Annotated in this window: 23 protein-coding genes; 15 read left to right on the top strand and 8 right to left on the bottom strand. The window is 60.5% G+C overall.

Going from position 1 to position 25,255, the window contains the following annotated elements:
• Window positions 1-86: 86 nt before the first annotated feature.
• Window positions 87-845, top strand: a complete 759-nt coding sequence (gene deoR, locus HBO41_RS10275) for a DNA-binding transcriptional repressor DeoR (protein ID WP_017135707.1) — start codon at window positions 87-89, stop codon at window positions 843-845.
• Here the strand turns inward: deoR and HBO41_RS10280 are convergent.
• Genes HBO41_RS10280 through rbsK form a run of 3 tightly spaced genes read right to left on the bottom strand, consistent with a single transcriptional unit; the run spans window position 842 to window position 4,162 of the window.
• Window positions 842-1,888, bottom strand: coding sequence for an aldose 1-epimerase family protein (locus tag HBO41_RS10280; protein ID WP_169986100.1), 1,047 nt, complete (start codon window positions 1,886-1,888; stop codon window positions 842-844). The genes deoR and HBO41_RS10280 overlap by 4 nt on opposite strands.
• Complete coding sequence (gene fucP / locus HBO41_RS10285; protein WP_099549755.1) at window positions 1,885-3,213, bottom strand: L-fucose:H+ symporter permease; 1,329 nt, start codon at window positions 3,211-3,213, stop codon at window positions 1,885-1,887. The genes HBO41_RS10280 and fucP overlap by 4 nt, the downstream gene beginning before the upstream one ends.
• 28 nt (window positions 3,214-3,241) lie before the next feature.
• Complete coding sequence (rbsK, locus tag HBO41_RS10290; protein WP_017135710.1) at window positions 3,242-4,162, bottom strand: ribokinase; 921 nt, start codon at window positions 4,160-4,162, stop codon at window positions 3,242-3,244.
• Window positions 4,163-4,369: 207 nt separating this feature from the next.
• Between rbsK and HBO41_RS10295 the strand changes: the two genes are divergently transcribed.
• Together HBO41_RS10295 and HBO41_RS10300 are read left to right on the top strand one after the other, a co-directional pair.
• On the top strand, window positions 4,370-5,566 hold the full coding sequence (locus HBO41_RS10295) for a multidrug effflux MFS transporter (RefSeq protein WP_169986102.1): 1,197 nt from the start codon (window positions 4,370-4,372) through the stop codon (window positions 5,564-5,566).
• Window positions 5,567-5,661: 95 nt separating this feature from the next.
• Window positions 5,662-6,519, top strand: coding sequence for a glucose 1-dehydrogenase (locus tag HBO41_RS10300; RefSeq protein ID WP_099549754.1), 858 nt, complete (start codon window positions 5,662-5,664; stop codon window positions 6,517-6,519).
• Between the two features lie 132 nt (window positions 6,520-6,651).
• Here the strand turns inward: HBO41_RS10300 and xerC are convergent, their stop codons facing one another.
• The gene (gene xerC / locus HBO41_RS10305) at window positions 6,652-7,566 is read right to left on the bottom strand and encodes a tyrosine recombinase XerC (protein ID WP_099549753.1); all 915 of its coding nucleotides are present in this window, start codon (window positions 7,564-7,566) and stop codon (window positions 6,652-6,654) included.
• Window positions 7,567-7,687: 121 nt separating this feature from the next.
• Window positions 7,688-8,506, bottom strand: coding sequence for a M949_RS01915 family surface polysaccharide biosynthesis protein (locus HBO41_RS10310; protein WP_099549752.1), 819 nt, complete (start codon window positions 8,504-8,506; stop codon window positions 7,688-7,690).
• Between the two features lie 468 nt (window positions 8,507-8,974).
• Here HBO41_RS10310 and arnC point away from each other — a divergent pair, with 468 nt between their 5' ends.
• The 12 genes from arnC to HBO41_RS10370 all read left to right on the top strand — a co-directional run bounded on the left by arnC (window position 8,975) and on the right by HBO41_RS10370 (window position 22,000).
• Entirely contained in the window at window positions 8,975-10,009 is a 1,035-nt protein-coding gene (arnC, locus tag HBO41_RS10315; protein ID WP_099549751.1) for an undecaprenyl-phosphate 4-deoxy-4-formamido-L-arabinose transferase, read from the top strand.
• Complete coding sequence (gene arnA / locus HBO41_RS10320; RefSeq protein WP_017135715.1) at window positions 10,006-11,997, top strand: bifunctional UDP-4-amino-4-deoxy-L-arabinose formyltransferase/UDP-glucuronic acid oxidase ArnA; 1,992 nt, start codon at window positions 10,006-10,008, stop codon at window positions 11,995-11,997. The genes arnC and arnA overlap by 4 nt, the downstream gene beginning before the upstream one ends.
• Window positions 11,997-12,881, top strand: a complete 885-nt coding sequence (arnD, locus tag HBO41_RS10325) for a 4-deoxy-4-formamido-L-arabinose-phosphoundecaprenol deformylase (RefSeq protein ID WP_099549750.1) — start codon at window positions 11,997-11,999, stop codon at window positions 12,879-12,881. Before arnA ends, arnD begins: the two co-directional genes overlap by 1 nt.
• Window positions 12,878-14,533, top strand: coding sequence for a lipid IV(A) 4-amino-4-deoxy-L-arabinosyltransferase (gene arnT / locus HBO41_RS10330; RefSeq protein ID WP_017135716.1), 1,656 nt, complete (start codon window positions 12,878-12,880; stop codon window positions 14,531-14,533). Before arnD ends, arnT begins: the two co-directional genes overlap by 4 nt.
• Window positions 14,530-14,877 carry a 4-amino-4-deoxy-L-arabinose-phosphoundecaprenol flippase subunit ArnE gene (gene arnE / locus HBO41_RS10335; protein ID WP_017135717.1) on the top strand — a complete coding sequence of 116 codons (348 nt, stop codon included), beginning with the start codon at window positions 14,530-14,532 and terminating at the stop codon, window positions 14,875-14,877. The genes arnT and arnE overlap by 4 nt, the downstream gene beginning before the upstream one ends.
• Window positions 14,874-15,287, top strand: a complete 414-nt coding sequence (gene arnF / locus HBO41_RS10340) for a 4-amino-4-deoxy-L-arabinose-phosphoundecaprenol flippase subunit ArnF (protein ID WP_017135718.1) — start codon at window positions 14,874-14,876, stop codon at window positions 15,285-15,287. The genes arnE and arnF overlap by 4 nt, the downstream gene beginning before the upstream one ends.
• A complete protein-coding gene (locus HBO41_RS10345) occupies window positions 15,284-16,663 on the top strand; it encodes a UDP-glucose/GDP-mannose dehydrogenase family protein (protein WP_017135719.1) in 1,380 nt (459 codons plus the stop codon). The genes arnF and HBO41_RS10345 overlap by 4 nt, the downstream gene beginning before the upstream one ends.
• A 4-nt stretch (window positions 16,664-16,667) precedes the next feature.
• Window positions 16,668-18,290 (top strand): phospholipid carrier-dependent glycosyltransferase, encoded by a 1,623-nt coding sequence (locus tag HBO41_RS10350; RefSeq protein WP_169986104.1) that lies wholly within the window; start codon window positions 16,668-16,670, stop codon window positions 18,288-18,290.
• 267 nt (window positions 18,291-18,557) lie between these two features.
• A complete protein-coding gene (locus HBO41_RS10355) occupies window positions 18,558-18,746 on the top strand; it encodes a type VI secretion system contractile sheath small subunit (RefSeq protein ID WP_256349256.1) in 189 nt (62 codons plus the stop codon).
• 164 nt (window positions 18,747-18,910) lie between these two features.
• Window positions 18,911-19,624, top strand: coding sequence for an HPP family protein (locus HBO41_RS10360; protein WP_169986106.1), 714 nt, complete (start codon window positions 18,911-18,913; stop codon window positions 19,622-19,624).
• A 117-nt stretch (window positions 19,625-19,741) separates the two neighbouring features.
• Window positions 19,742-20,845, top strand: coding sequence for an enoyl-CoA hydratase/isomerase family protein (locus HBO41_RS10365; protein ID WP_169986108.1), 1,104 nt, complete (start codon window positions 19,742-19,744; stop codon window positions 20,843-20,845).
• A gap of 3 nt (window positions 20,846-20,848) precedes the next feature.
• On the top strand, window positions 20,849-22,000 hold the full coding sequence (locus tag HBO41_RS10370; protein ID WP_099549746.1) for an acyl-CoA dehydrogenase family protein: 1,152 nt from the start codon (window positions 20,849-20,851) through the stop codon (window positions 21,998-22,000).
• 146 nt (window positions 22,001-22,146) lie between these two features.
• Here the strand turns inward: HBO41_RS10370 and HBO41_RS10375 are convergent, their stop codons facing one another.
• Genes HBO41_RS10375 through HBO41_RS10385 form a run of 3 tightly spaced genes read right to left on the bottom strand, consistent with a single transcriptional unit; the run spans window position 22,147 to window position 25,253 of the window.
• A complete protein-coding gene (locus HBO41_RS10375) occupies window positions 22,147-22,920 on the bottom strand; it encodes an enoyl-CoA hydratase (RefSeq protein ID WP_017138783.1) in 774 nt (257 codons plus the stop codon).
• An 11-nt stretch (window positions 22,921-22,931) separates the two neighbouring features.
• Window positions 22,932-24,059 (bottom strand): acyl-CoA dehydrogenase, encoded by a 1,128-nt coding sequence (locus HBO41_RS10380; RefSeq protein WP_169986110.1) that lies wholly within the window; start codon window positions 24,057-24,059, stop codon window positions 22,932-22,934.
• Between the two features lie 9 nt (window positions 24,060-24,068).
• The gene (locus tag HBO41_RS10385) at window positions 24,069-25,253 is read right to left on the bottom strand and encodes an acetyl-CoA C-acyltransferase (RefSeq protein ID WP_138450501.1); all 1,185 of its coding nucleotides are present in this window, start codon (window positions 25,251-25,253) and stop codon (window positions 24,069-24,071) included.
• Window positions 25,254-25,255: the final 2 nt, after the last annotated feature.

Consider the following 25,255-nt stretch of genomic DNA (forward strand, 5'->3'; position numbering starts at 1 on the left):
GCGTGTTGCGGTGCTCACATTAAGCGTTACAATATTCACAATTAATGTTACTTAGTTAACACAAACAATCAAGCCCTGGAATGCCCGTGGACAGTAAAAAAGCCGAGCGACTCAAGCTTATCCAGCAAGCCCTGCAGGACCAGAGCGCCATTCACCTGCGGGAAATGGCGGCGCTGCTGGATGTTTCCGAGATGACCCTGCGCCGCGACCTCAGCCACTTCAGCGAGCATTTGCGCCTGCTCGGTGGCTACATCACACGGGTCGGCAGTGAGGCCGGTGATTACCGGGTCGCCGACCAAGGCACGCGTCACGTCGAAGAAAAACGCCGCATCGGCAAACTCGCTGCGCGGTTGATACAGCCCGGCGACACGGTATTTTTTGACTGCGGTACCACCTCGCCGTTTGTGATTGATTTCATCCCCGACGAGTTGGAGTTCACCGCGGTGTGCAGCTCGTTGAACGTGTTGCTCAAGCTGCAGAACAAGCCCAACTGCCATATCGTGCTGTGCGGCGGCACCTTTCACCGCAAGAACCAGGTGTTTGAAAGCAGCGCCGAAAGCAGCATTCTCGACAGCGTGCGCCTCACGTGGGCCTTTGTGACGGCGGCGGGCGTCAGCCAGGAATTTGGCGTGACCTGCTTCAACTTCAATGAAGTCGAGGTCAAGCAAAAGGTCCTGCGCCAAGCCCAGCAGCGCGTGCTGCTGGCGGACTTCAGCAAGTTCGACACGGTGCGCACTGCGCACTTTGCCAGCCTTGCAGACTTTCAATACGTGGTCAGCGACAAGAAAATCCCCCAAGCGTACAAAGAAGCCATCCAGGCCAGCGGCGCGCAATTGCTGGTTTAACCCAGCAGCGTTTGGCGCTCCCGCGCATTCAAGTAGCCGGTGGTCACGCTGAACGAAGCGCTGGCCCCGGCCGCCAGCACACGCACGTGACCTTTGGCTTTTTCGGCGTTATAACCTTCGGGTTCACAGGTTGACGGCAGTACGAACGCCGCCACTTGCTGGTCCGGTGAGTGCAGGATCCAGCGTGCGGCGTGCTCGAACTCCTTGGGGCGATAACGGGTGTAAAACGCCGCACCATTCGGGTGGTCCAGCAGAAAATGCGCATGGCCGCTGGCGTCTGCGCCCACGTCGTCGAAGAAAAACACGATTTCAGGGTCGTACAACGCCGGTGTGTCGAGACACGCCAACTGCGCCGGATGCTCGGCCAGTTGCGCCATATAGGCGCTCCAGTCCGGCGTGGGCTTGACGTGGTCCGGCACGCTGGTGCGCAGGCGCAGGCGCTGCATGCCCAGCGGCTCGACAAACCGCGCGCCGGCCACATAGGCGTAGTTCATATGGGCCATGTACATCAGTTCCATGGGCTTGCCGGCCAGGTTGGTGACGTCCATATCGATATCGAACAGGGCTGAATCCGCGCGCAGTGTCACGCTCGGGGTTGCCCTGTATCGATCGCCAAAGCCCTTGGCATATTGGTAAGTGCCACCCAGGCTCACAACGCCCTCGCCTATTTCCAGCCAAGCTGTGTCCATGGGCGCGCAGGGCATTTCGCCGTGCAAGGCATGGGTGTCATCCGGCGCCGGGCAACCGTTGCGCAGCAGGCCACTGTGAAACATAAAGCAGCCATAAGTATCAATGACGGTCGGGCTGGGCCTTGGCTGCTCGAACAGGTTGGTCATGGTCAGGTCGCAGCCGTCGAACACCGCCGACCAGATCATCTGCCCTTGATAAGGCAACACCACCAGGCGTCCACGGCTGTTCTCCAGGCCCACGGCCAACACGCCGGACGGGTAAACCCAGGCACTGACCTTAAAGTCTTCGGACTGTAGCAAGACCTTTTCCTGCTCGCTGAACAGCACCGGATACAGCGGGATACGCGTGTTCATGAGGCCACCGCCGCCGCACCCGACGGCACGCTGTCCGACTGGCGCATGCACTTGAGCGCATACATCACGATCACGATAAAGCACAGCAACGGCACGCTGTAGGCCAACTGCATGTTGCCACCGCTGGCGTCAGACAACAGGCCCTGGAAGATCGGAATCACCCCGCCACCGACAATGCTCATCACCAGTAATGAACCGCCGACACCGGTGTCCTCACCCAGGCCATCGATGGTCAGGCCGTAGATGGTTGGCCAGCACGGGCCGAGAAAAATGCTCACGCCAACTGCCGCATATACCGCGGAAATGTTCGGCACCAGGATGGTGTAGGCCAGCAGCACAATGCACAGCACGCCATAAATCGCCAATACCCGGGCCGGGTGCAGGCGGCGCATCAGCAGGTTGGCGATCATCTTGCCGACAAAGTAGGCGGCAAACGTGGTCAGCAAAAACCATGAAGCGCTGCGCTCATTCATGCCGCCCATCTGCATGGCCAGGCGAATGGTGAAACTCCATACGCCGACTTGCGCACCCACATACAGAAACTGCGCGAGTACACCAAAGGTAAAACGCGGGTTGCGCCACAGGCGGCCCAGGCTTTGGCGCAGGCTGCCGGATTTATTGTCGACGGGGTTATTGCCCTTGCAGGCCGGAAACCGGGTAATGGCGATCAGGATGAACATCAGCACCAGTACGGCGATCATCCATTTGTAGGGCAACAGCGTGGACTGGATCATCTGCAACTGCTGCACCGCCGCCTCGGAGGCGCTCATCTGCGTCAGTTGCTCGGTGGTGGCATCGGTGTCCTTGAACATCACAAAGCTGCCCACGTACACCCCGGCCATGGCGCCGAACGGGTGAAAGGTTTGCGAGATATTCAAGCGCCGCGTCCCGGTTTCCCGTGGACCCATCAGGGTTGAATAGGTATTGCACGCTGTTTCCAGGAACGACAGACCGGCGGCAATCACAAACAGGGCCAGCAGGAACATGCCGTACTTGGCGGTGGACGCCGCAGGAAAAAACAACAGGCAGCCCAGCATGTACAGCAACAGGCCGATCAGAATGGTGCTTTTGTAGCTTAAGCGGCGCACCACCATCGCGGCCGGAATCGCCACGAAAAAGTACCCCAGGTAAAACGCCGACTGCACAAAGGCGGTTTGGAAATCGCTGAGCAGGAAGGCTTTCTTGAAGTGCGCGATCAGCACGTCGTTCATGCTCGCCGCTGCAGCCCACAATGCAAAAATGCTGCACAGCAGGATAAACGCGAACCAGGGCGTGCGGTTCAGATAGAAGCCATCGGGTGTCTGTTGCAGCGCAGGTTTGTTCATTATTGTTCTCCGGGCTGGGTTGAGAGTCTTACCGCTGTTGCTGGAAACGGGCGAACGCTTCGGCGTCGGGATAGGAGGTCTGTGTACCCAGCGCTGTGACCGAACAGGCGGAATACGCCACCGCTTGCTCCATGGCCTGGCGAATAGCGCCGTCGCGGCTCCAGTGCTGGATGAAACAACCGATAAACGCATCACCGGCGCCGGTAGTGTCGCGGGCCACCACCCGCTGGCCGGGCACCTGGAACTCGCCCTCCTCGCCCACGTACAGCGCGCCGTGCTCGCCGAGGGTGACGATCACGTGGCGAATGCCGCTGGCCACCAACGTACGCGCGGCGCTGCGGGCCGAGTCCGGCGAGTCCACGACGCGACCGGTGATCAACGCCAGTTCCGATTCGTTGGGAATCAGGAAATCCAACTGCGCCAAGTGCTCGGCACTCAAATCGGCCAGGGCCGGCGCCGGGTTGAGCAGCACCGTAATGCCATGACGGCGGGCAAATTCGATGGCGTAGTAGACCGTGTCCAGGTTGATCTCCAGTTGCAGCACGATCAGCGTGCATTCACGCAGGTCGGCAGCGGCCGTCTCGATGTCCGCTGGCAACAAATGCGCATTGGCGCCTTTGACGATCAAAATGCTGTTATGGGAATCGGCGCGCACAAAAATCGGCGCCACGCCGCTGGAGACGCCCGGCACACGCTGCACGTAACGGGTGTCGATACCAAAACGCTGGAAGTTGGCCAGGGTGTTGTCGGCGAACATGTCGTCACCGACTTTACTCAGCATCAGCACCTGCGCGCCAAGCTTGGCTGCCGCCACCGCCTGGTTGGCGCCTTTACCGCCACACCCCAGGGCAAAGCCCGGCGCTTCCAGGGTTTCGCCCTGGTCCGGCATGCGGTCGATGTAGGTAATCAAATCCACCATGTTGCTGCCGATGACTGCGATCTTGCCCATTGCTATCTCACCTTGTTGCGGCACGACCAGGCAGGTCGTAGCGCTCTTGTTTTGTTATTTAAATAACATTAAGTGTGATTATTCAATCTTTATTTTATGAAGATCAGTCAAGCCGCAGGAAAATGTAGCGTCTGTGTAAGCATCATCTTGTGTGCCCAGGTACAGCTCACTAAGCTGGCCGATCTTTTGCTGTGACCCGGAACCCCCATGTCTCGAAGTATTGCCCACCTCGCCTTGTTGCTCGGGTTGATCACCGCCATCGGCCCTTTCGCCATCGACAGCTATCTGCCTGCGCTACCCACCCTGGGTGCCAGCCTGCAGGCGTCGCCGGCGGCCGTGCAGATGAGCCTGACGGTGTTCTTCATGATCATTGGCGTGTGCCAGTTGTTTTACGGGCCGATCAGCGATGTGTACGGTCGCAAGCCGCCGATTTACGCGGGCCTGGCGATTTTTGCGGTGGCCAGCGTCGGCTGTGCGCTGGCGCCGACGATTGAAGTGCTGATTGGTTTTCGTGCCCTGCAAGCCTTTGGCGCCTGCGCCGGCATGGTGATCCCGCGGGCGGTGGTGCGTGACCTGTACACCGGCCACGAAGCCGCACGGTTGATGGCCCTGCTGATGCTGGTGATGAGTGTTTCGCCGATCCTCGCGCCCTTGGCCGGCAGCGTGGTGATTTCACTCTGGAGCTGGCGTGAAGTGTTCGTGGTGCTCGCAGTGGTTTCGCTGTTGTGCCTGGTGATGACCTTTGTGCAACTGCCCGAAACCCATCCTGCCGAACGCCGCCTGGGCAAGACCCTGGGCAGTGCGATCGGCAGCTACGGCGCCTTGCTGCGCGACCCGGTATTCACCGGCCTGTCGGTGGTGTGCGGGTTTGGCTTGGCGACGTTCTTTGTGTTTATCGGCAGCGCGCCGTTCGTGTACATCGAGTATTTCGGCCTGACGCCTACGCAATTCAGCCTGTGTTTTGCAGTAAACGCCGCGTCCTTCTTCGCCATGAGCCAACTGACCGCACGCCTGAGCGCGCGTTTTGGCTTGGCGCCGCTGATTCGCTGGTCGGTGATCGGCGTGGCGGTGGTTATGAGCGCGCTGGCCGTCACCACCTTGTGGAGTGACAACCTCGCCTTGATGATGGCACTGCTGTTTATCGGCTTCGGTTTTCTCGGCCTGTTATTGCCAGCCGCGGGGGTGTTGTCCATGGAGGATCACGGCGCAGTGGCAGGTTCTGCCTCGGCACTGCTCGGTGCTATCCAGATGATCACGGCGGCCGTGTCCATGACGCTGGTTGGCGTGTTTGCCGACCATACGCCTGCGCCCATGCTGGTCGGCATCGCGCTGTGTGCGGTGGCGGCGATGCTGGTGACCTTGTGGACCCTGCGTCGTTTGCCGGCTCACCTGGCGCGTGATTGACGCCATTCGTCGGGGGCGTGGCCCATCCATTACAACTATCGCGGGCGGCAAAACACCTAACTCCATAGCACCTTTGACGTTCTATGGAGTTAGACATGACCGACTACCCTCGCCCACCCTTCGCGCCTCAAGCCCAGTCCGTACCCGGCACCCAGAAGAAAATGGACCCGTACCCCGACTGCGGCGAGAAGAGCTACAAAGGCTCCGGCCGGTTGGCCAACAAGATCGCCCTGATCACCGGCGCCGACAGCGGTATTGGCCGCGCGGTGGCGATCGCCTTTGCCCGTGAGGGCGCCGACGTAGCCATCGCGTACCTGGATGAGCATGAAGACGCCCAGGAAACCGCACGCTGGGTCGAAGAAGCGGGCCGTCAATGCCTGTTGTTGCCGGGCGATATCGCGCAAAAAACCAACTGCCAGGCGCTGGTGGACAAGACCGTCGAGCAGTTTGGCCGCATCGATGTGCTGGTCAACAACGCCGCGTTCCAGATGACCCACGAAACCCTCGAAGAGATCGAGGATGAAGAATGGGTCAAGACCTTCGATATCAACATCACCGCGATGTTTAGGATCTGCAAGGCGGCCCTGCCGCATATGAAAGCCGGCAGCTCGATCATCAACACCAGTTCGGTTAATTCCGATATGCCCAAGCCAACCCTGTTGGCCTACGCCGCCACCAAAGGCGCGATTGCCAACTTCACCGGTGGCCTGGCGCAGTTGCTGGGTGACAAGGGTATTCGCGTCAACAGTGTGGCACCAGGGCCGATCTGGACGCCGCTGATTGTAGCGACCATGCCCGACAAGGATGTGCAGAGCTTTGGCTGCGAAACACCGCTCGGGCGGCCAGGCCAGCCTGTAGAGGTGGCACCGATCTATGTGCTGCTGGCCTCAGACGAAGCCAGCTATATCTCCGGCTCGCGGTACGCGGTCACTGGCGGCAAACCGATTCTCTAAACCTCACATAGCCCTAATGTGGGAGTGGGCGTGCCCGCGATTGCGGTGTATCAGGCAGTCAATCTGTCACTGACACACCGCAATCGCGAGCAAGCTCGCTCCCACAGTTTTAATCAGTGTCTGACCTGGAAGCTACAAATCAAACCTGTCCACCGCCCGGCGCCGCTCGTTGTCATCGCGCACGTCATAACTGGCGGTGGTCTGGATATTGGTGTGATGCGCCAGTTTCTGCGCAATCGACAGGTCGTGTTCTTCAATCACCCGCGTGATGAACGAGCGTCGGAAGTCATGGGGCATGATCTTCACGCCCACCTGCTCACCGCGTTGACGGGCGATGTAGTAAATCGCGTGCTTGGTGATGCGTTCACGGGTGATATGGCTGCCACGGCGAATACGATTGAACAGGAAGCTATCGTCCTGCTCACCTTCCTTGAGCTGCTCGCGACGAAACGCCAGCCAGGCCTGCAATTTGTCGAACGCCCAGGCTGGGGCGTACTTGATCAGTTCTTTGTTGCCTTTGCCAATCACACGCAAGCTGCGTTCATCGAAGTTGATCTGCGCCAGGTCCAGGTTGACCGACTCCGACTTGCGCATGCCTGAACCATACAAAATGCCGATCACGGCGGCATCCCGCAGGCCTTGAGGGCGTGGGTCGGCGGCACAGACTTCCATCATTTCGCGGATCAGGGTGCGGCGCAGGTTACGGCCCTGGCTGAGGCGTGTGCCCGGCGTGGCCTTGACCGAGCGCATCTTCAACAGGTGGTCCTGGCTGATCAGGCTCATTCGCCAGGCCTCGTTCATCACCCCGCGTACCGCATTCACATACAGCGAAGAAGTGTTCGGCGCGCAGCCGTCCTCGCGCAATGCGCCGACCAGCGCAATCACCTGTTCGGGTTGCAGCAGGTGCCAGTCGATCTCTTCCAGGTTGATATCTTCATAGCCCAGGCGGTCGGCGGCATCTTGCAGCACGTAGCGCATGGTCAGTTGGCTGGAGGGCGCCAAGCGGGTGAGGTAAAGGGTCAGTGGGTTGCGGATAGACTCAGTCAAAGTAGATCAGCCTTTGGATTAAATACCTCATTCAAGCCTTTGTTTAATCGAGGTATTTAGTGAATTGGCGGAGGTCGAGTCTAACTCAGGACCGGGCTTGGCACCAAATCACGGCACAACATCACGGCGCCGATTCGTCGTCCTCGGTCGGGTTTTCAGCCTGAGGTTGCGCCTGGGATTGGCTCCAGTCGGCATCCTGTTTGTGCATCAGTGCAAACCAGTGCTGACGCATGAACGCCAGGTAGCTGTCCGGCGCTTTGGCAAAGTCGCTTTCATCGCCATAACAGCCCGGCAGCGGCAACTCGGTGCCCTGCTCCTTGTACTGGCTGACCAGTGCCTGCTGTGCGGCAACGCTGCAGTCAGTAGGCAGCGGCATACCCCGCAGGGCACCGGCATCCTCGTCCCACCAGCTTGCACCGACGCGATCGACACCGCGCAGGCGGTACTTCTGGGACTTGCCGACATGCATGATCAGCTTGAACTCACGCGGGCTGACATCGCTGGTGCAGGTGCGCGAGTAACCCACCGTGGCCTGGGTAATGCCATCGCCGGCAAGGTCAGTGACCTTGGTTGCCGCCATATCAAAACGCAGCCCTGCATCGAATTCGCAATGCTGCACATCGTCATAGAGCATCCAGACACGCTTGGGGCGGTCGCCGCCGAGCAAATACTGGGCCGCGTAGACAAATGCCGACTGGGTACCGTCGTCATCACGCTCGCTGACTTGCTCGGCGAGTACCAGCAAGTTCTTGCCTTGGTGGTCGTCCCAGGTATAGGCCGCGACCTGTTTGCCGCGCACTTCCACGCCGTCCGGCACCTGCTCGATGCTGGTCAGCGCCACGCCATCGTCGGCTCGAACGGTGGTGACACAGGCCACTACCATCAACAAGCCCATCAATGCAGGCCGCAACTGGCCGTGCAAAATCCGCACACTATTCATCCGAGTACCCTGGCAAGAGATGGCTTACTTTACCGGCACTTGAGGGCCATTGCAGAGAAGTTTGTTGAATTACCTTGCGCGCCTGCGCAGCGGTGCAGAATCCGTCGCGGTTTTGCTTGCAGAACCAATCCCCAGGCGCTTCAGCGGTTTAGCTGAACCCTACCTGTCTACCTGTCAAATAAACGAGTTTTTCATCCGCCTTTCATATTCGTTCAACAATTTTCCGCTTAATCTTGACCGCAGGACTTGAGAACGAACCGCGTCTTCCCCGACTAACCTGTTGATTACGCTTTACCTTTCATAGTTTTCGTCTTTACTCTGCTAGCCCATGGAAGAAACCGTTGCCCGTCCTCAGGAAAGTCGAACGAATGCCGCACACCCACGCTACATTTAATCGGCCGGCGTTGTTGCCGACTGATTACTGCTGTTTTCACGCTCCAATTGTTCTAGCCCCGAGGTCATGAATCTTTGAAACCCTACCCTATTCATTGCGTGTCGATCGTTATCCCGGTCTACAACGAACAAGAGAGCCTGCCTGAATTGCTGCGTCGCACGACTGCAGCTTGCAAGCAATTGGCTTACGAATACGAAATCATCCTGGTGGATGACGGTAGCCGCGACAACTCGGCCCAATTGCTGGAAGACGCTGCCGCAGAAGACGGCAGCAACGTGGTGGCGGTGATCCTCAACCGCAACTATGGCCAGCATGCCGCGATCATGGCCGGCTTCGAGCAGTGCCGTGGCGAGGTGGTCATCACCCTTGACGCCGACCTGCAGAACCCGCCCGAAGAAATCCCGCGGCTGGTCGAGCAAGCCGCCCTGGGCTACGACGTCGTCGCCACTGTGCGTAACAACCGTCAGGATTCGGCCTTCCGCCGCTGGCCTTCGCGCCTGATCAACCTGGCCGTGCAACGCTCCACCGGCGTGGCCATGACCGATTACGGCTGCATGTTGCGTGCTTACCGACGCACCATCGTCGACGCCATGCTCGCCTGCCGTGAGCGCAGCACCTTTATTCCGATTCTGGCCAACGGCTTTGCCCGGCACACCACCGAGATCCTGGTGCACCACGCCGAGCGTGAGCATGGCGAGTCCAAATACAGCGCCATGCGCCTGATCAGCCTGATGTTCGACCTGCTGACCTGCATGACCACCACCCCGCTGCGTCTGCTGAGCATCGTCGGCTTCAGCCTCGCGGCACTGGGCATGCTGTTTGCCTTTGCGCTGGTGTTCCTGCGCTTGGTCTTCGGCGCCGAATGGGCCGGTTCAGGCATGTTCGTGCTGTTCGCGGTGCTGTTTGTGTTCACCGGCGGCCAATTCATCGGCATGGGCCTCTTGGGTGAATACCTGGGCCGCATGTACAGTGACGTGCGTGCCCGTCCACGGTTCTTTATTGAAAAGGTGCTGCGTAACCAACCCGCAGAGCCGGCTCCGGTCGTCGTGGTCGACGGCCTTACAACTTCCCACTCTCCTACTTCTCCTTCCGATCAGGTTTCGTCATGAATTCAAAAGCTGTTGTCTTCGCTTACCACGATATTGGCTGTGCAGGTATTGAAGCCCTGCTGACCGCCGGCTACGACATTGCTGCCGTGTTCACCCATGCCGACGACCCCAAGGAAAACAATTTCTACGGCTCCGTCGCCCAACTCTGCGCACGCAACGGCATCCCGGTACATGCTCCGGAAGACGCCAACCACCCGCTGTGGATCGAGCGTATTGCCAAGCTGAACCCGGATTTCATCTTCTCGTTCTACTACCGCAACCTGCTGAGCGAAGCCCTGCTGGCCACTGCCAAAAAAGGCGCGTTCAACCTGCACGGTTCCTTGTTGCCTAAATACCGTGGCCGCGCTCCGGCTAACTGGGTGCTGGTCAACGGCGAAACCGAAACCGGCGTGACCCTGCACCGCATGGTCAAGCGTGCCGATGCCGGCGCGATCCTGGCCCAGCAAAAAGTCATTATCGACCGCACCGACACCGGCCTGACCCTGCACGCCAAACTGCGTGATGCGGCCACCAACTTGCTGCGTGATGCCCTGCCACAGCTGGCCCAAGGCAAATTGGCCGAAACGGCCCAGAACGAAAGCCAGGCCACCTACTTCGGTCGCCGCACTGCCGCTGACGGCAAGCTGGACTGGAAAAAGCCGGCTGAAGAGCTGTTCAACCTGGTTCGTGCCGTGACCCAACCGTACCCAGGCGCATTCTGCGCTGTCGGCGAGCACAAACTCATCGTTTGGCAAGCTGAAGTGGTCAAGGGCAACGAAGGCCTGGCGCCAGGCCGTGTGATCAGCGTCAACCCGCTGCGCATCGCCTGCGGTGAAGATTCCCTGGTGGTCAAGTTCGGCCAGCGCAACGAAAACGGCCTGTACCTGGCCGGCCCTTCCCTGGCTGACGAACTGGGCCTGGTCGACGGTTCCGTGCTGCGCGGCGCCGAGTCCGGCCGCAAGCCACGTCGCACCCGTGTACTGATCCTGGGTGTGAACGGCTTTATCGGTAACCACCTGTCCGAGCGCCTGCTGCGTGACGACCGTTATGAAATCTACGGCCTGGACATCGGTTCCGACGCCATTGAGCGCCTGCGCAGCCACCCGAACTTCCACTACGTGGAAGGCGACATCAGCATCCACTCCGAGTGGATCGAGTACCACATCAAGAAGTGCGACGTGGTCCTGCCGCTGGTGGCCATCGCTACGCCAATCGAATACACCCGTAACCCGCTGCGCGTATTCGAACTCGACTTCGAAGAGAACCTGAAACTGGTTCGCTACTGCGTCAAGTACAACAAGCGCGTGATCTTCCCGTCGACCTCCGAAGTCTATGGCATGTGCCAGGACCAGTACTTCGACGAAGACACCTCCAATCTGGTGGTTGGCCCGGTCAACAAGCAGCGCTGGATCTACTCGGTCTCCAAGCAACTGCTGGACCGCGTGATCTGGGCTTACGGCGACAAGGGCCTGAACTTCACCCTGTTCCGTCCGTTCAACTGGATGGGCCCGCGCCTTGACCGTCTGGACTCGGCACGTATCGGCAGCTCCCGTGCCATCACCCAGCTGATCCTGAACCTGGTGGAAGGTACCCCGATCCGCCTGTTCGACGGTGGTGAGCAGAAGCGTTGCTTCACTGACATCGCCGACGGCATCGAAGCACTGGCACGCATCATTGATAACGACAACGATATCTGCAACGGTCAGATCATCAACATCGGCAACCCGGAAAACGAAGCCAGCATCCGTCAGCTGGGCGAAGAACTGCTGCGTCAGTTCGAAGCTCATCCGCTGCGCAGCAACTTCCCTCCGTTCGCCGGTTTCCGCGACGTAGAAAGCAAGGCGTTCTACGGTACCGGTTACCAGGACGTGGCGCACCGCAAGCCAAGCATCGAAAACGCCAAGCGCCTGTTGAACTGGGAGCCAACCGTTGAGATGAGCGAAACCATCGGCAACACGTTGGACTTCTTCCTCAAAGAAGCCATGCTCGAAATCGCGGACAAGAAGTAATGCAGGCAGGCTTGCGAATCGACGTCGACACCTACCGTGGCACCCGTGAGGGCGTGCCGCGGTTGCTCGAATCCCTGGATGAAGCCGGGGTAAAAGCGACGTTCTTCTTCAGCGTCGGGCCGGACAACATGGGGCGCCACTTGTGGCGCCTTATCCGCCCGCAATTTCTGTGGAAGATGCTGCGTTCCAATGCTGCCGGCCTGTATGGCTGGGACATCTTGCTGGCCGGCACCGCCTGGCCAGGCAAGCCGATCGGCCGTGACCTGGGGCACTTGATGCGCCAGGCCAAGGCCGCCGGCCATGAAGTCGGCCTGCACGCATGGGACCATCACGGTTGGCAAGCCAACACCGGGCGCTGGAGCGACGCACAGCTGGTCGAGCAGATCCGTCGAGGCGTGGACACCCTGAGCGACATCCTGGGTGAACGCATCGACTGTTCCGCAGCCGCCGGCTGGCGTGCCGATGAGCGCGTGGTGCAAGCCAAGCAAGGTTTCAACTTTCGCTACAACAGTGATTGCCGGGGCACCAGCCTGTTTCGACCAACCCTGGCCGATGGCAGTGCGGGTACCCCACAAATTCCGGTAGACCTGCCGACCTTCGACGAAGTCGTCGGGCCGGTGGTGGCTGCCAAAGATTTCAACGGCTTCATTCTTGACCGGTTCGCCGAGTCGAAGCTGAACGTCTATACGATCCACGCAGAAGTAGAAGGGATTCTGATGGCTGAAGATTTTCGCCAACTGCTCGCCCAGGCCGGGCAGCGCGGCATTGACTTCAAACCCTTGGGCGACCTGTTGCCCGCGGATGTGACCACCCTGCCCCAGCAACAGCTGGTACGCGGCGCGCTCAGCGGCCGCGAGGGTTGGCTCGGAGTACAGCAGGCATGATCCGGCGCTGGGCATTGCCCCTGCTCCTGTTGGCGTTTGCTGTGTTCTACCTGTTGCCACTGGCCAGCCATGGCCTGTGGATCCCGGATGAAACCCGTTACGCGCAGATCAGCCAGGAAATGCTGCTGACCGGCAAATGGGCCTCGCCGCACTTCATGGGTATCCGTTACTTCGAAAAACCCGCTGCCGGCTACTGGATGATCGCGCTGGGCCAGGCGATTTTCGGGCAGAACCTGTTCGGCGTGCGCTTTGCGTCGGCCTTGAGCACCGGGCTGAGCATCCTGCTGGTCTATCTGGTCTCGCGCCGGCTGTGGAACAATCCGCAAAAAAGCCTGGTCAGCAGCGTGCTGTACATGAGCTTTGTCAGCGTGGCGCTGCTTGGTGGTTACGCCAACCTGGACCCGCAGTTCACCTTCTGGGTCAACCTCACCGGCGTTGCGCTGTGGTTCTGCTTCGACAGCACCACGCGCAACGGCCGCTTGGGGTCTTGGGCCTTGCTCGGCTTTGCCTGCGGCATGGGCTTCATGACCAAAGGGTTTCTTGCCTGGCTGCTGCCAGTGTTGATCGCCCTGCCCTACGCTATCTGGCAGAAACGCTTTCGTGAATTGCTTGGCTATGGTGTGGTCGCTGTGGCCGTCGCAATTATCGTCAGCCTGCCGTGGGCACTCGCCGTGCACCTGCAAGAGCCGGACTACTGGAACTTCTTCTTCTGGCATGAGCACATCCAACGCTTTGCCGGCGATGACGCCCAGCATGCCGAGCCGTTCTGGTTCTACCTGCCGCTGATGGTTGCGTTCTCGTTGCCATGGATCGCCCTGCTGCCGTCCACGGTCAAACAGGCCTGGCTGGAAAAGCGCCTGCCCAAGACCGCGTTCCTGCTGCTGTGGCTGTTGATGCCTCTGGCGTTCTTCAGTTTGGCCAAAGGCAAGCTGCCGTCCTATGTCATGCCGTGCCTGCTGCCCTTGGCCCTGCTGATGGGGTCGACGCTAAGCGACAAGTTGGCCAAGGGCCATGGCCGCGCCTTGCGCATCAACGGCTGGTTGAACCTGGCTATCGGTATCGTGGCGTTGCTGGCCATCAGTTGGTTCCAATTGAAAAAACCGGTGTATGAGCCGGGTCAGGAGACTTTCAGCCTGGTGCTGGTGTTTACGTTCCTGTTCGGCTGGATCGTGGTCAACCTGCTGCAAGCTGCACGCCCATTGAAGCTATGGGCTGCGCCGGCCATCGGCAGTTGGTTGCTGGTGGCCCTGGTGCCGGCTGCCCTTCCGCATTCGGTGGTTTATAACAAGACCCCGGACCAGTTCATTATCGACCATTTGCCCGAACTGCAACCCACCGCGGCACTGCTCAGCAATGACCTTGGCGCTGCCTCGGCGCTGTCGTGGCGCCTGGGCCGCCCGGACGTTGCGCTGTACAACACGGTCGGTGAAGTGAAGTACGGCATTGCCTATCCAGACACTGCGTATCGCAAGATCGGCACCGCCGACGTCCAGCAATGGATGAGCGAGGCGCGTAAAAAAGGCTCGGTTGGCGTCGTCATGCGGGTCAAGGGCGACGATGAAGTGGCCGAAGTGAACCTGCTGCCCCAAGACGGCAAGCGCTATGAGCAAGGCAATATCGTCATCCTGATCTTCCCACAGGCTGCGCAATGATCACCTTGCTTCTCCTGTTGAGCGCCTGTCTGCTCACCTGCATGGGCCAGGTTTCGCAAAAGTTTGCGGTAGAAAGCTGGCGTGACCAGCCCGACGGTTGGGCGCCGAAACTGCGCTCGCCGTGGCTGTGGTCGGCGCTGGTGTGCCTGGGCCTTGGCCTGCTGGTATGGCTGCTGGTGTTGCAGCGCCTGGAAGTGGGCATCGCCTACCCCATGCTCAGCCTCAATTTTGTGCTGGTGACACTGATGGCGCGGTTTGTCTTCCATGAGCAGATCGATGGCCGTCATTGGCTGGGTGTCGCGCTGGTGATTGGCGGCGTTGTGCTGCTAGGGCGTCACGTATGAGCCGCACACAAGGGTTTGCCCTGGCCTTGGGCAGTGTTGGCCTGGTCAGTGCTGCTCAATTGGGCATGCGCTGGAGCATGACGCGCCTGCCGTTGCCCACTGAGTGGCTCAATGCGTTTAACAGTCAATCGATTGATCTTGGCGCCCTGGGCGTGGTGATCCTGGCGATCATCGCCTATGCGCTGTCGATGCTGTGCTGGCTCGGCGCGCTCAAGCACTTGCCCCTGGGCCGCGCCTATTCGCTGCTAAGCATCAGCTACGCGCTGGTGTACCTGCTGGCGGCCAGCCTGCCGGTGTTCAACGAACATTTTTCGCTTTCAAAAACCCTGGGGGTGGCCTTGGTCATTCTCGGTGTTCTGGTTATTAACTCTCGTCGTGCTAGCGTTGCAAGCCCCAGGAATGCCCCATGAAAATCAGTGTATTTGGTAGCGGTTACGTCGGTCTGGTACAGGCCACCGTATTGGCCGAAGTCGGTCACGATGTGATCTGCATGGACGTGGACAAGAGCAAAGTCGAGTCGCTGCAAAAAGGCCACGTGACCATCTTCGAGCCGGGCCTGGCTGCGATGGTCAAGGAAAACCTGGAAAGCGGGCGCCTGCACTTTACCTATGACGAAAAACTCGCCGTAGAACACGGTGAGGTGCTGTTTATCGCCGTGGGCACGCCGTCGGACGAAGACGGCTCGGCCGACCTCAAGTACGTGCTTTCGGTAGGCGATGCCGTATCCCGCCATCGCGTGGAACCGGTGATCCTGGTGGAAAAATCCACCGTGCCGGTCGGTACGGGCGACACCCTGCGTGCCCATATCGAAAAAAACCTGCACATTGCCGGTCGCCACCTGGAGTTCGATATCGTCTCCAACCCCGAATTCCTCAAGGAAGGCTCGGCCGTTGCCGACTGCCGCCGCCCGGACCGCATCATCATCGGCTGTGAACGCGAAGAAGTGCGCGAAGTGATGCGTGATTTGTACGCGCCGTTCAACCGCAACCATGACCGCATCATCTTCATGGACCTGCGCAGCGCCGAACTGACCAAGTACGCCGCCAACTGCATGCTGGCCACCAAGATCAGCTTCATCAACCAGATCGCCGAGTTGGCCGAACACTTGGGCGCCGACATCGAAGCCGTGCGTTTGGGCATTGGCGCCGACTCACGCATCGGCTACCACTTCATCTACCCGGGCTGCGGCTACGGCGGTTCGTGCTTCCCCAAAGACATGCGCGCCCTGATCCACAGCGCCAAGGAAGCCAACTGCTCCAGCGACCTGCTCGAAGCGGTCGAAGCGATCAACCAGCGCCAGAAGAGCAAGCTGTTCGAGCGTATCAATGCGTATTTCAAAGGCGAACTGCAAGGCAAGACCTTCGCCTTGTGGGGCCTGGCCTTCAAGCCCAACACCGATGACATGCGCGATGCCCCAAGCCGCGTGCTGATGGAAGCCCTGTGGGCGGCCGGCGCCAATGTCCGTGCGTTCGACCCCGAAGCCATGCAGGAAACCCAGCGCATCTACGGTGACGAGTCGCGTCTGACCCTGCTGGGCACGCCGGAATCGGCCTTGAGCGGCGCCGATGCGTTGATCGTGTGCACCGAGTGGCAGCAATTCAAGGCGCCGGATTTCGAACTGATCCACGCCCGCCTGAAAAACCCGGTGATCTTCGACGGTCGCAACCTGTACGACGGCGAGCGCCTGGCGCGCAAGGGCTTCAAATATTTCCCGATGGGCCGTGGCGACTCCTGCGAGCTGCCGATTCCACAGCAAAACTGGGTAGCGCCAGCCAAGGAAGACTAAAGACGTGAACAAAGCTCAATCGCCGCTGCTTACAGCAACGATCCGCAATCAGTCGCTGGGGCTCGGGCTCCTGGCGCTGGTGCTGTTTATTGTCGGCAACTGGCACCAGACAATCATCGGCTTTGACTCGCGTTTCGTGGTGTTTGCCCAGGAAATGCTGCGCCATGGACCGAGTTTTTTCCCCACCACCTATGGCCAGCCTTACGCGGACTACCTGGCGACCTCGACCCTGCTGACCTGGCTGTTGTCCCTGCCGTTTGGCGAGGTCAGCAGCCTCACCGCGTGGTTGCCCACCTCCATCGCCTCGGCGGTGATCGTGGTGCTGGTGTATCGCCTTACGGCGCCCTACTCCACGCGCTGGGGTTTGCTCAGCATCGCGATGCTGCTGCTCAGCAGCACCTTCATCAGCGAAACCCGCGCGGTGTCGCTGGACCAGATGCTCGCGGCCATCGCCTTGACCGTGTTCTATCTGGGCTATGCCCATGACCACTTCGGGGCAGCCAAACGCTTGCATTGGCTGTTTTTGCTGCTGATCCTGGGCTTTGCGGTGCGTGGGCCAATCGGCCTGGTGATCCCCACTGGCGTGCTGTGCAGCTATTACCTGATCAACCGCCAATGGCGCCAACTGTTCACCTTCGGCTTTATCGCGCTGGCAGTGCTGGCGGCGTGTGTCGGCCTGTTGTTGCTGCTGGCCAAGCTCAGTGGTGGCGAAGACTTCATGCAGGACGTGATCCGCATGCAGTTCCTGGGGCGTATGGACGGCACCGAAGGTTCCAGCGGGGTTTTGTATTACTTCACCAGTTCCATGGGCAACTACGCGCTGGCTTATCCGCTGGCGTTGCTGGTGCTCCTGGCAATCGCCATCGGCGGTCGTCGGTCACCCGACCCGGCACTGAAACTGGTGCTGTATTGCGCGGCGGCAGGTTTGCTGGTGATGCTCGGCCTGTCGGTCCCTCAGGCGAAGAAGGCACGTTACATCCTGCCGATGCTGCCCATGGCGGCGATCATTGCGGCCTACCCGTTCCAGGTCACCCAGGGGCGGCTGTTCGCCTGGCTGCGCGGCTTGATGCTGGGCATCTGGACGCTGCTGCCGGCGCTGCTGGTGATCGGGCTGGTGGTGGCGCGCAAGCGTTACCCGGCACAGCTGGACAACCTGGGCGTGGTCTTCGGCGTGCTTGGCGTGCTGCAAATAGTGTCGCTGCTGTCACTGCTCAAGGCGCGTCTACGCCCGCTGGGGTCGGCACTCGCGGCGGTGCTGGCGCTGTGGTCGACCTACATTGTGGTGGTCGAGCCATTGGAGCGTACGCTTTACGACACCCGCACATTCAGCCTTGGCGTCAAAGAACAGATCATGCAGCAACCGGCCCCCGTGGTGCTGCATGGCTTGGGCAAAGATGCAAAAGCCATCAAGTTCATGGTCAACTTCAACTGCGATAAGGTGCCGCTGTTTACCCAGTCGGCTGCAGACCTGGCGCCACTGCAAGGTCCGGCATGGCTGGTAATGAGCACGAAAGACTTCGAAAATCTGCAGGATCCGCGCTTGCGTTCGATCACCCCGACACTCACCGGGGAGTTCGACAAAGACCCGTATGTGTTGCTCCATCTAGAGAAAGTCAGCGCGCCGTAATTACGCTGACAGTGGTCTGACGGAAACAGCGCCCACTCCTTCAAGAGTGGGCGTTTTTCGTTATGACTGCCCGGAAAGCCCCTACATGGCTATGCGTAAACGCTGGCGCACTTTGCCTTCCGATGCCCGGAACCCAAATGTAGACTCCTTTGTCATGTGCGTTAACTATCTACTACCGGGCGCCGTCAGCCTTCCACGCACACAGACCTGCTTGATCAAAAGGGCAATGCCGTGCCAGAAGACCTGTTGCTTATCCCTGCGCCGAGGCTGGATCGATTGATGGCATTGCGCGATGCCTTGGTGGCATTGAAGGGGCCTTTGGCCGACGACCCTGCCTTGCGGGAGAACCTGCAAAGGCAGCTGTTCAACGAAGAGGCTGATAGCCGCGTGCTCGGACGCATCAGCACGCCGCTGCCGCAACCGACGCATCGCATCACCTATGACGAGGGTCACTAACTGCATTATTTTTGCATTTAACCCTCATTAATATGCATTGGCGCCATGGCATCAAGCTCGGCACACTGCACAGGTTCCTCCCCCAAATGTTGGAACGTTCAAAGGGCTTATCCGGGCAACCAGGCGAGCCTTTTTTTTCGTCTGCTGCTTTATGGATCGTGTCGATGCTCGCTCGCTGGTTACCCGCTGCAATCAATACCCGCCCCGTCGAATGGAGCCGCGCCGCCATTGGCATGGCCTTGGGCACGCTATTGAGTGTCTGGGTGTGTGCCCAGGTATTCGGTATGGAAGTCGCCTTGCACCTGCTCGGCCCGCTGGGGGCATCGGCGGTTTTGCTGTTTGCCGTGTCCTCCGGTGCGTTGGCACAGCCCTGGTCGATTATCGGCAGCTACTTGTGCGCTGCCGTTGTGGCTCTGCTGGTGGCGCGGGTGCTTGGCCGCACGCTGGGCAGCGCATGCCTGGCTGCGGGCATGACCGTCGTGTTGATTTGCTGGCTGCGCTGCCTGCACCCGCCCGCCGGTGGCTTGGCCATGACGCTGGTGCTCGCCGATCCGGCCTCTATCGCCCTGGGTTGGCAGGAAGTGGGGCCGGTGATGCTCGGGGCTGGCGCGCTGCTGGCCGGTGCGCTGGCCTATAACAACGTGACACGCACGCGTTACCCCAAAGGCGCGATCGAATCGCCCGCCGTGGTCCTGGGCAGCACAGCGCCGGTGACAGATGCCGCCATCACGGCAGCCGATCTGAAACTGGCCCTGGCCGAGATGGAACGGTTCTTTGATGTGGAGCCGACGGAGTTGGAGCAACTGATTCATGCGGCTGAAGGGCATGCCCGGCGCCGCAGCATCGGTGAAGTGCTGGGTGGCCGCAGCGCTGCATAAATGCAAAAACGACCTGCATGATTCCGGGTTGTACTGGGCAAATTTGCACTGGTACGATCGCGAGATAGTTCGTGCGCGAACATCTTGATAAAGAACAATAAAAGCAGGGAGTTAGTGATGACTGCTCAGGTTTCATCCGAAGCAAGCCACACCAGGATTCTTCAGGGCGAGGTGCTGGCCGAAGTCCGTAACCATATTGGCCACCTCACCCTCAACCGCCCCGCTGGCTTGAATGCCATCACTCTGGAGATGGTCCGCAGCCTGACCACACAACTGCTGGCTTGGGAGAGCGATCCGCAGGTGTATGCCGTGGTCCTGCGCGGTGCCGGTGAAAAAGCGTTCTGCGCCGGTGGCGACATTCGCTCTCTCTACGACAGCTTCAAGCAGGGCGACAGCCTGCACCAGGACTTCTTCGTCGAGGAATACGCCCTCGACCTGGCAATTCACCATTACCACAAGCCCGTGCTGGCCCTGATGGACGGCTTTGTCCTCGGCGGTGGCATGGGCCTGGTGCAAGGCGCCGACTTGCGTGTGGTGACCGAGCGCAGCCGCCTGGCGATGCCGGAAGTGGCCATTGGTTATTTCCCGGACGTAGGTGGCAGCTATTTCCTCTCGCGCATCCCTGGCGAGCTGGGGGTTTACCTGGGTGTCACCGGCGTGCAGATTCGCGCCGCCGATGCGCTGTACTGCGGGCTGGCGGACTGGTGTATCGACAGCGCGAAACTCGCCGAACTCGACCAGAAGCTCGACCACCTGCAATGGCAGGATTCGCCGCTCAAGGACCTGCAGGGCGTATTGGCAAAGCTCGCGGTACAACAATTGCCCGACGCCCCGCTGGCCGCGCTGCGCCCGGCGATCGACCACTTCTTTGCGTTGCCGGATGTGCCGAGCATGGTCGAGCAACTGCAGCAAGTCACTGTCGCCGACAGCCACGAATGGGCGCTCAGCACCGCCAGCCTGATGCAGACCCGCTCGCCGCTGGCAATGGCCGTGACCCTGCAGATGCTGCGCCGTGGCCGGCGCTTGTCGCTGGAGCAGTGCTTCGCATTGGAATTGCACCTGGATCGCCAGTGGTTCGAACGCGGCGACCTGATCGAAGGCGTTCGCGCGTTGATTATCGACAAGGATAAAACCCCGCACTGGAACCCCGCGACGGTCCATGAGTTGGACGCCAGCCATGTCGAGAGCTTCTTCAGTGACTTCAAGCAGAGTGGGAAATAAGCCATGCAAGATATTGAATACACTGAAGAACAAGTGATGATTCGCGACATGGCGCGCGACTTTGCCCGTGGCGAAATCGCCCCGCATGCGCAAGCCTGGGAAAAAGCCGGCTGGATCGATGACGCCCTGGTCGCGAAGATGGGCGAACTCGGCTTGCTGGGCATGGTGGTGCCGGAAGAATGGGGCGGCACCTATGTCGACTACGTGGCGTATGCCCTGGCCGTCGAGGAAATTTCCGCCGGTGATGGCGCCACCGGCGCACTCATGAGTATCCATAATTCAGTCGGTTGCGGGCCAATCCTCAACTACGGCACCGATGCGCAGAAACACACCTGGCTGGCTGACCTGGCCAGCGGCCAGGCCATTGGTTGCTTCTGCCTCACCGAGCCTCAGGCCGGTTCCGAAGCCCATAACCTGCGCACCCGCGCCGAGCTGCGCGACGGCCAGTGGGTGATCACCGGTGCCAAGCAGTTCGTCAGCAATGGCAAGCGCGCCAAGTTGGCCATTGTGTTTGCGGTGACGGACCCGGAACTGGGCAAGAAAGGTATTTCTGCCTTCCTGGTGCCCACTGACACACCAGGCTTTGTGGTCGACCGTACCGAACACAAGATGGGCATTCGTGCCTCGGACACCTGCGCCGTCACGCTGAACCAGTGCACCGTACCCGAAGCCAACCTGTTGGGTGAACGCGGCAAGGGCCTGGCCATCGCCCTGTCCAACCTCGAGGGTGGACGCATCGGCATTGCCGCCCAAGCGTTGGGCATCGCCCGTGCAGCCTTTGAGGCGGCGCTGGCGTATGCGCGTGATCGGGTGCAATTCAACAAGGCGATTATCGAGCACCAAAGCATCGCCAACCTGTTGGCCGACATGCAGACCCAGCTCAATGCCGCCCGCCTGCTGATCCTGCACGCCGCACGTCTGCGCAGCGCCGGCAAGCCGTGCCTGTCGGAAGCCTCCCAGGCCAAGCTGTTTGCTTCGGAGATGGCCGAAAAGGTCTGCTCCTCGGCGATGCAGGTCCATGGCGGGTATGGGTATCTTGAGGACTACCCGGTGGAGCGCTACTACCGGGATGCGCGGATTACGCAGATTTACGAAGGCACCAGCGAGATTCAGCGGATGGTGATTGCCAGGGAGCTGAAGAACTACCAGCTCTAAAAGCCACACAAGACCAATGTGGGAGCTGGCTTGTCGAATCGTCGCACCGCTGCGATAGCATCACCTCGGTCTAACCGATAAACCGAGGTGTCTGCATCGCAGGCAAGCCAGCTCCCACATTTTGATCTTCAGTGTTTACGGCCGGGTTACTGGTCCTTGAACTCCGGCGCACGCTTGGCCACAAAAGCCGCCATGCCTTCCTTCTGGTCCTGTGTGGCAAACGCGGCATGGAACACCCGCCGCTCAAAGCGCACGCCTTCAGACAGGCTCACCTCAAACGCACGGTTCACGCTTTCCTTGACCATCATGCTGATCGGCACGGACTTGCCGGCAATCAAGGTCGCGGTTTTCAGCGCTTCTTCAAGCAGGTCATCGGCCGGCACAATGCGCGCCACAATCCCGCAGCGCTCAGCTTCAACGGCATCAATAAAGCGCCCGGTCAGGCACATTTCCATGGCCTTGGCCTTGCCCACGGCGCGGGTCAGCCGTTGGGTGCCGCCCATGCCGGGCAGTACGCCGAGGTTGATTTCCGGCTGGCCGAACCTGGCGCCGTCACCGGCCAGGATAAAGTCGCACATCAAGGCCAGTTCACAGCCGCCGCCCAGGGCGAAACCGTTGACCGCAGCAATGATCGGCTTGCGGCGGTTGGCGACGCGGTCGCTGTCGCTGAACAGGTCGTCGAGGTAGATCTGCGGGTAGGTCAGCTCGGCCATCTCTTTGATGTCGGCGCCGGCGGCGAAGGCTTTTTTCGAGCCGGTCAGCACGATGCAGCCGATCTGCGGGTCGGCTTCCAGGCCGTCCAGTGCCTGGTTCAACTCGCTGACCAACTGGGCGTTCAAGGCGTTCAGGGCTTGCGGGCGATTGAGGGTAATCAGCCCGACGCGGCCCTGGACTTCGAGCAAAAGGGTTTCGTAACTCATGTATCGGCTCCTTAAAGGTTGCGTGAGATGACCATGCGCTGAATATCGCTGGTGCCTTCGTAAATCTGGCAGACCCGCACATCGCGGTAGATCCGCTCCAATGGGAAGTCGCTCAGGTAACCGTAACCGCCCAGGGTTTGCAAGGCGGCCGAGCAGACTTTTTCGGCCATTTCCGAAGCAAACAGCTTGGCCATCGACGCCTCGACCAAGGCCGGCTTGCCGCTGTCACGCAGGGCTGCGGCGTAATGCACCATCTGCCTGGCCACCGCGATTTGCGTGGCCATGTCGGCCAACCGGAAGGCCACGGCCTGGTGTTCGATCAGCGCCTTGCCGAAGCTTTCGCGCTCACGGGCATAGTCACGCGCGGCTTCGAAGGCGGCGCGGGCCATGCCCACCGATTGCGAGGCGATGCCGACGCGGCCGCCTTCGAGGTTGGCCAGGGCGATCCTGTAGCCTTCGCCCTCCTCGCCCAAACGGTTGGCGACTGGGACTTTTACGTCTTCGAAGAGGATCTGGCAGGTGTCGGACGCATGTTGGCCGAGTTTGTCTTCAACCCGCGCCACCGTGTAGCCCGGCGAGTCGGTCGGCACGATAAACGCGCTGATCCCACGCTTGCCTGCGGCCGGGTCGGTGACGGCAAACACAATCACGATCCCGGCGTTCTGCCCGGAGGTAATGAACTGTTTGCAGCCATTGAGCACGTAATGGTCGCCCTCAAGGCGTGCGCGGGTTTTCAGGCTGCTGGCATCGGAGCCTGCCTGCGGCTCGGTCAACGCAAAGGCACCGAGCATGGCGCCACTGGCCAGCGGCGTGAGGAACTGCTGTTTCTGCTGCTCGTTACCGAATTTGAGGATTGGCACGCAACCCACCGAGTTGTGCACGCTCATGATGGTCGAGCACGCGCCATCGCCGGCGGCAATTTCTTCCAGGGCCATGGCGTAGGCCAGGTAGCCCGTGTCGCAACCACCCCACTGTTCCGGCACCAGCATGCCGAAAAAGCCCAGCTCGGCCATTTCGCCAATGGCTTCCTTGGGGAAACGGTGCTCGCGGTCCCATTCGGCGGCGAACGGTCTCAGGCGTTCCTGGGCAAATTGCCGGGCCGCTTCGCTGATTTGCAGTTGTTCGTCATTGGGCAGCATGTTGAGTCCTTAATACAGGCATTCGACGGCCATGGCCGTGGCTTCACCGCCGCCGATACAAATGGCGGCAACCCCGCGCTTGAGGCCTTTCTGGCGCAGGGCCGAGAGCAACGTCACCAGGATGCGCGCACCGGAAGCACCAATTGGATGCCCCAAGGCACAGGCGCCGCCGTGAATATTGACCTTGCTGTGGGGGATTTCCAGCTTGCTCATGGTCACCAGGCTGACCACCGCGAAAGCTTCGTTGATTTCAAACAGGTCAACGTCGCCCAGGTTCCAGCCGGTCTTGCTCATGAGCTTGCGAATCGCACCCACGGGCGCCACCGGGAACAGCCCCGGCTCGTCGGCAAAGGCCGCATGCCCGTGGATCACCGCCAAGGGCTTGAGGCCACGCTGTTGCGCCTCGGACTGGCGCATCAACAGCAACGCCGCCGCACCATCGGAAATCGAGCTGGAGTTGGCCGCCGTCACCGTACCGCCCTCGCGGAACGCCGGTTTCAGGCTGGCGATCTTGTCCAGCTTGGCCTTGGGCGGTTGCTCGTCATGCAGGATGGTCTTTTGCTCTTTGCCGACGGTGACCTGCACCGGGACGATCTCAGCAGCAAAGCTGCCATGGGTGATGGCCTCTTGCGCGCGGGTCAGCGAGGCAATGGCGAAGGCGTCCTGGGCTTCACGGGTGAAGCCATTGTGCTCGGCGCAGTCTTCGGCAAAGGTGCCCATCAGGCGGCCCTTGTCGTAGGCGTCTTCGAGGCCGTCGAGGAACATATGGTCAAGCACCTTGCCGTGGCCCATGCGGTAGCCGCTGCGCGCGCGGTCGAGCAGGTACGGCGCGTTGGACATGCTTTCCATGCCGCCGGCGACCACCACGTCGACACTGCCGGCCAGCAGCGAGTCGTGGGCGAGGATGGTCGCTTCCATGCCCGAGCCGCACATCTTGTTCAAGGTGGTGCAGCGCGTGGCCTTGTCCAGCCCGGCGCCCAGCGCCGCTTGACGCGCAGGCGCCTGGCCCAGGCCCGCGGGCAGCACGCAGCCGAACAGCACTTCGTCCACGGCATCCGGGGCAATCCCGGCGCGTTCGACGGCGGCGCGGATCGCGGCAGCGCCCAGTTGCGGCGCGGTCAGGCCCTTGAGGTCGCCCTGGAAGCCGCCCATGGGTGTGCGCACGGCGCTGACAATAACAATCGGATCGTTCATGG

It is taken from the genome of Pseudomonas sp. WS 5146 (assembly GCF_012985495.1).
In the GTDB taxonomy this organism is placed as follows: domain Bacteria; phylum Pseudomonadota; class Gammaproteobacteria; order Pseudomonadales; family Pseudomonadaceae; genus Aquipseudomonas; species Aquipseudomonas edaphica.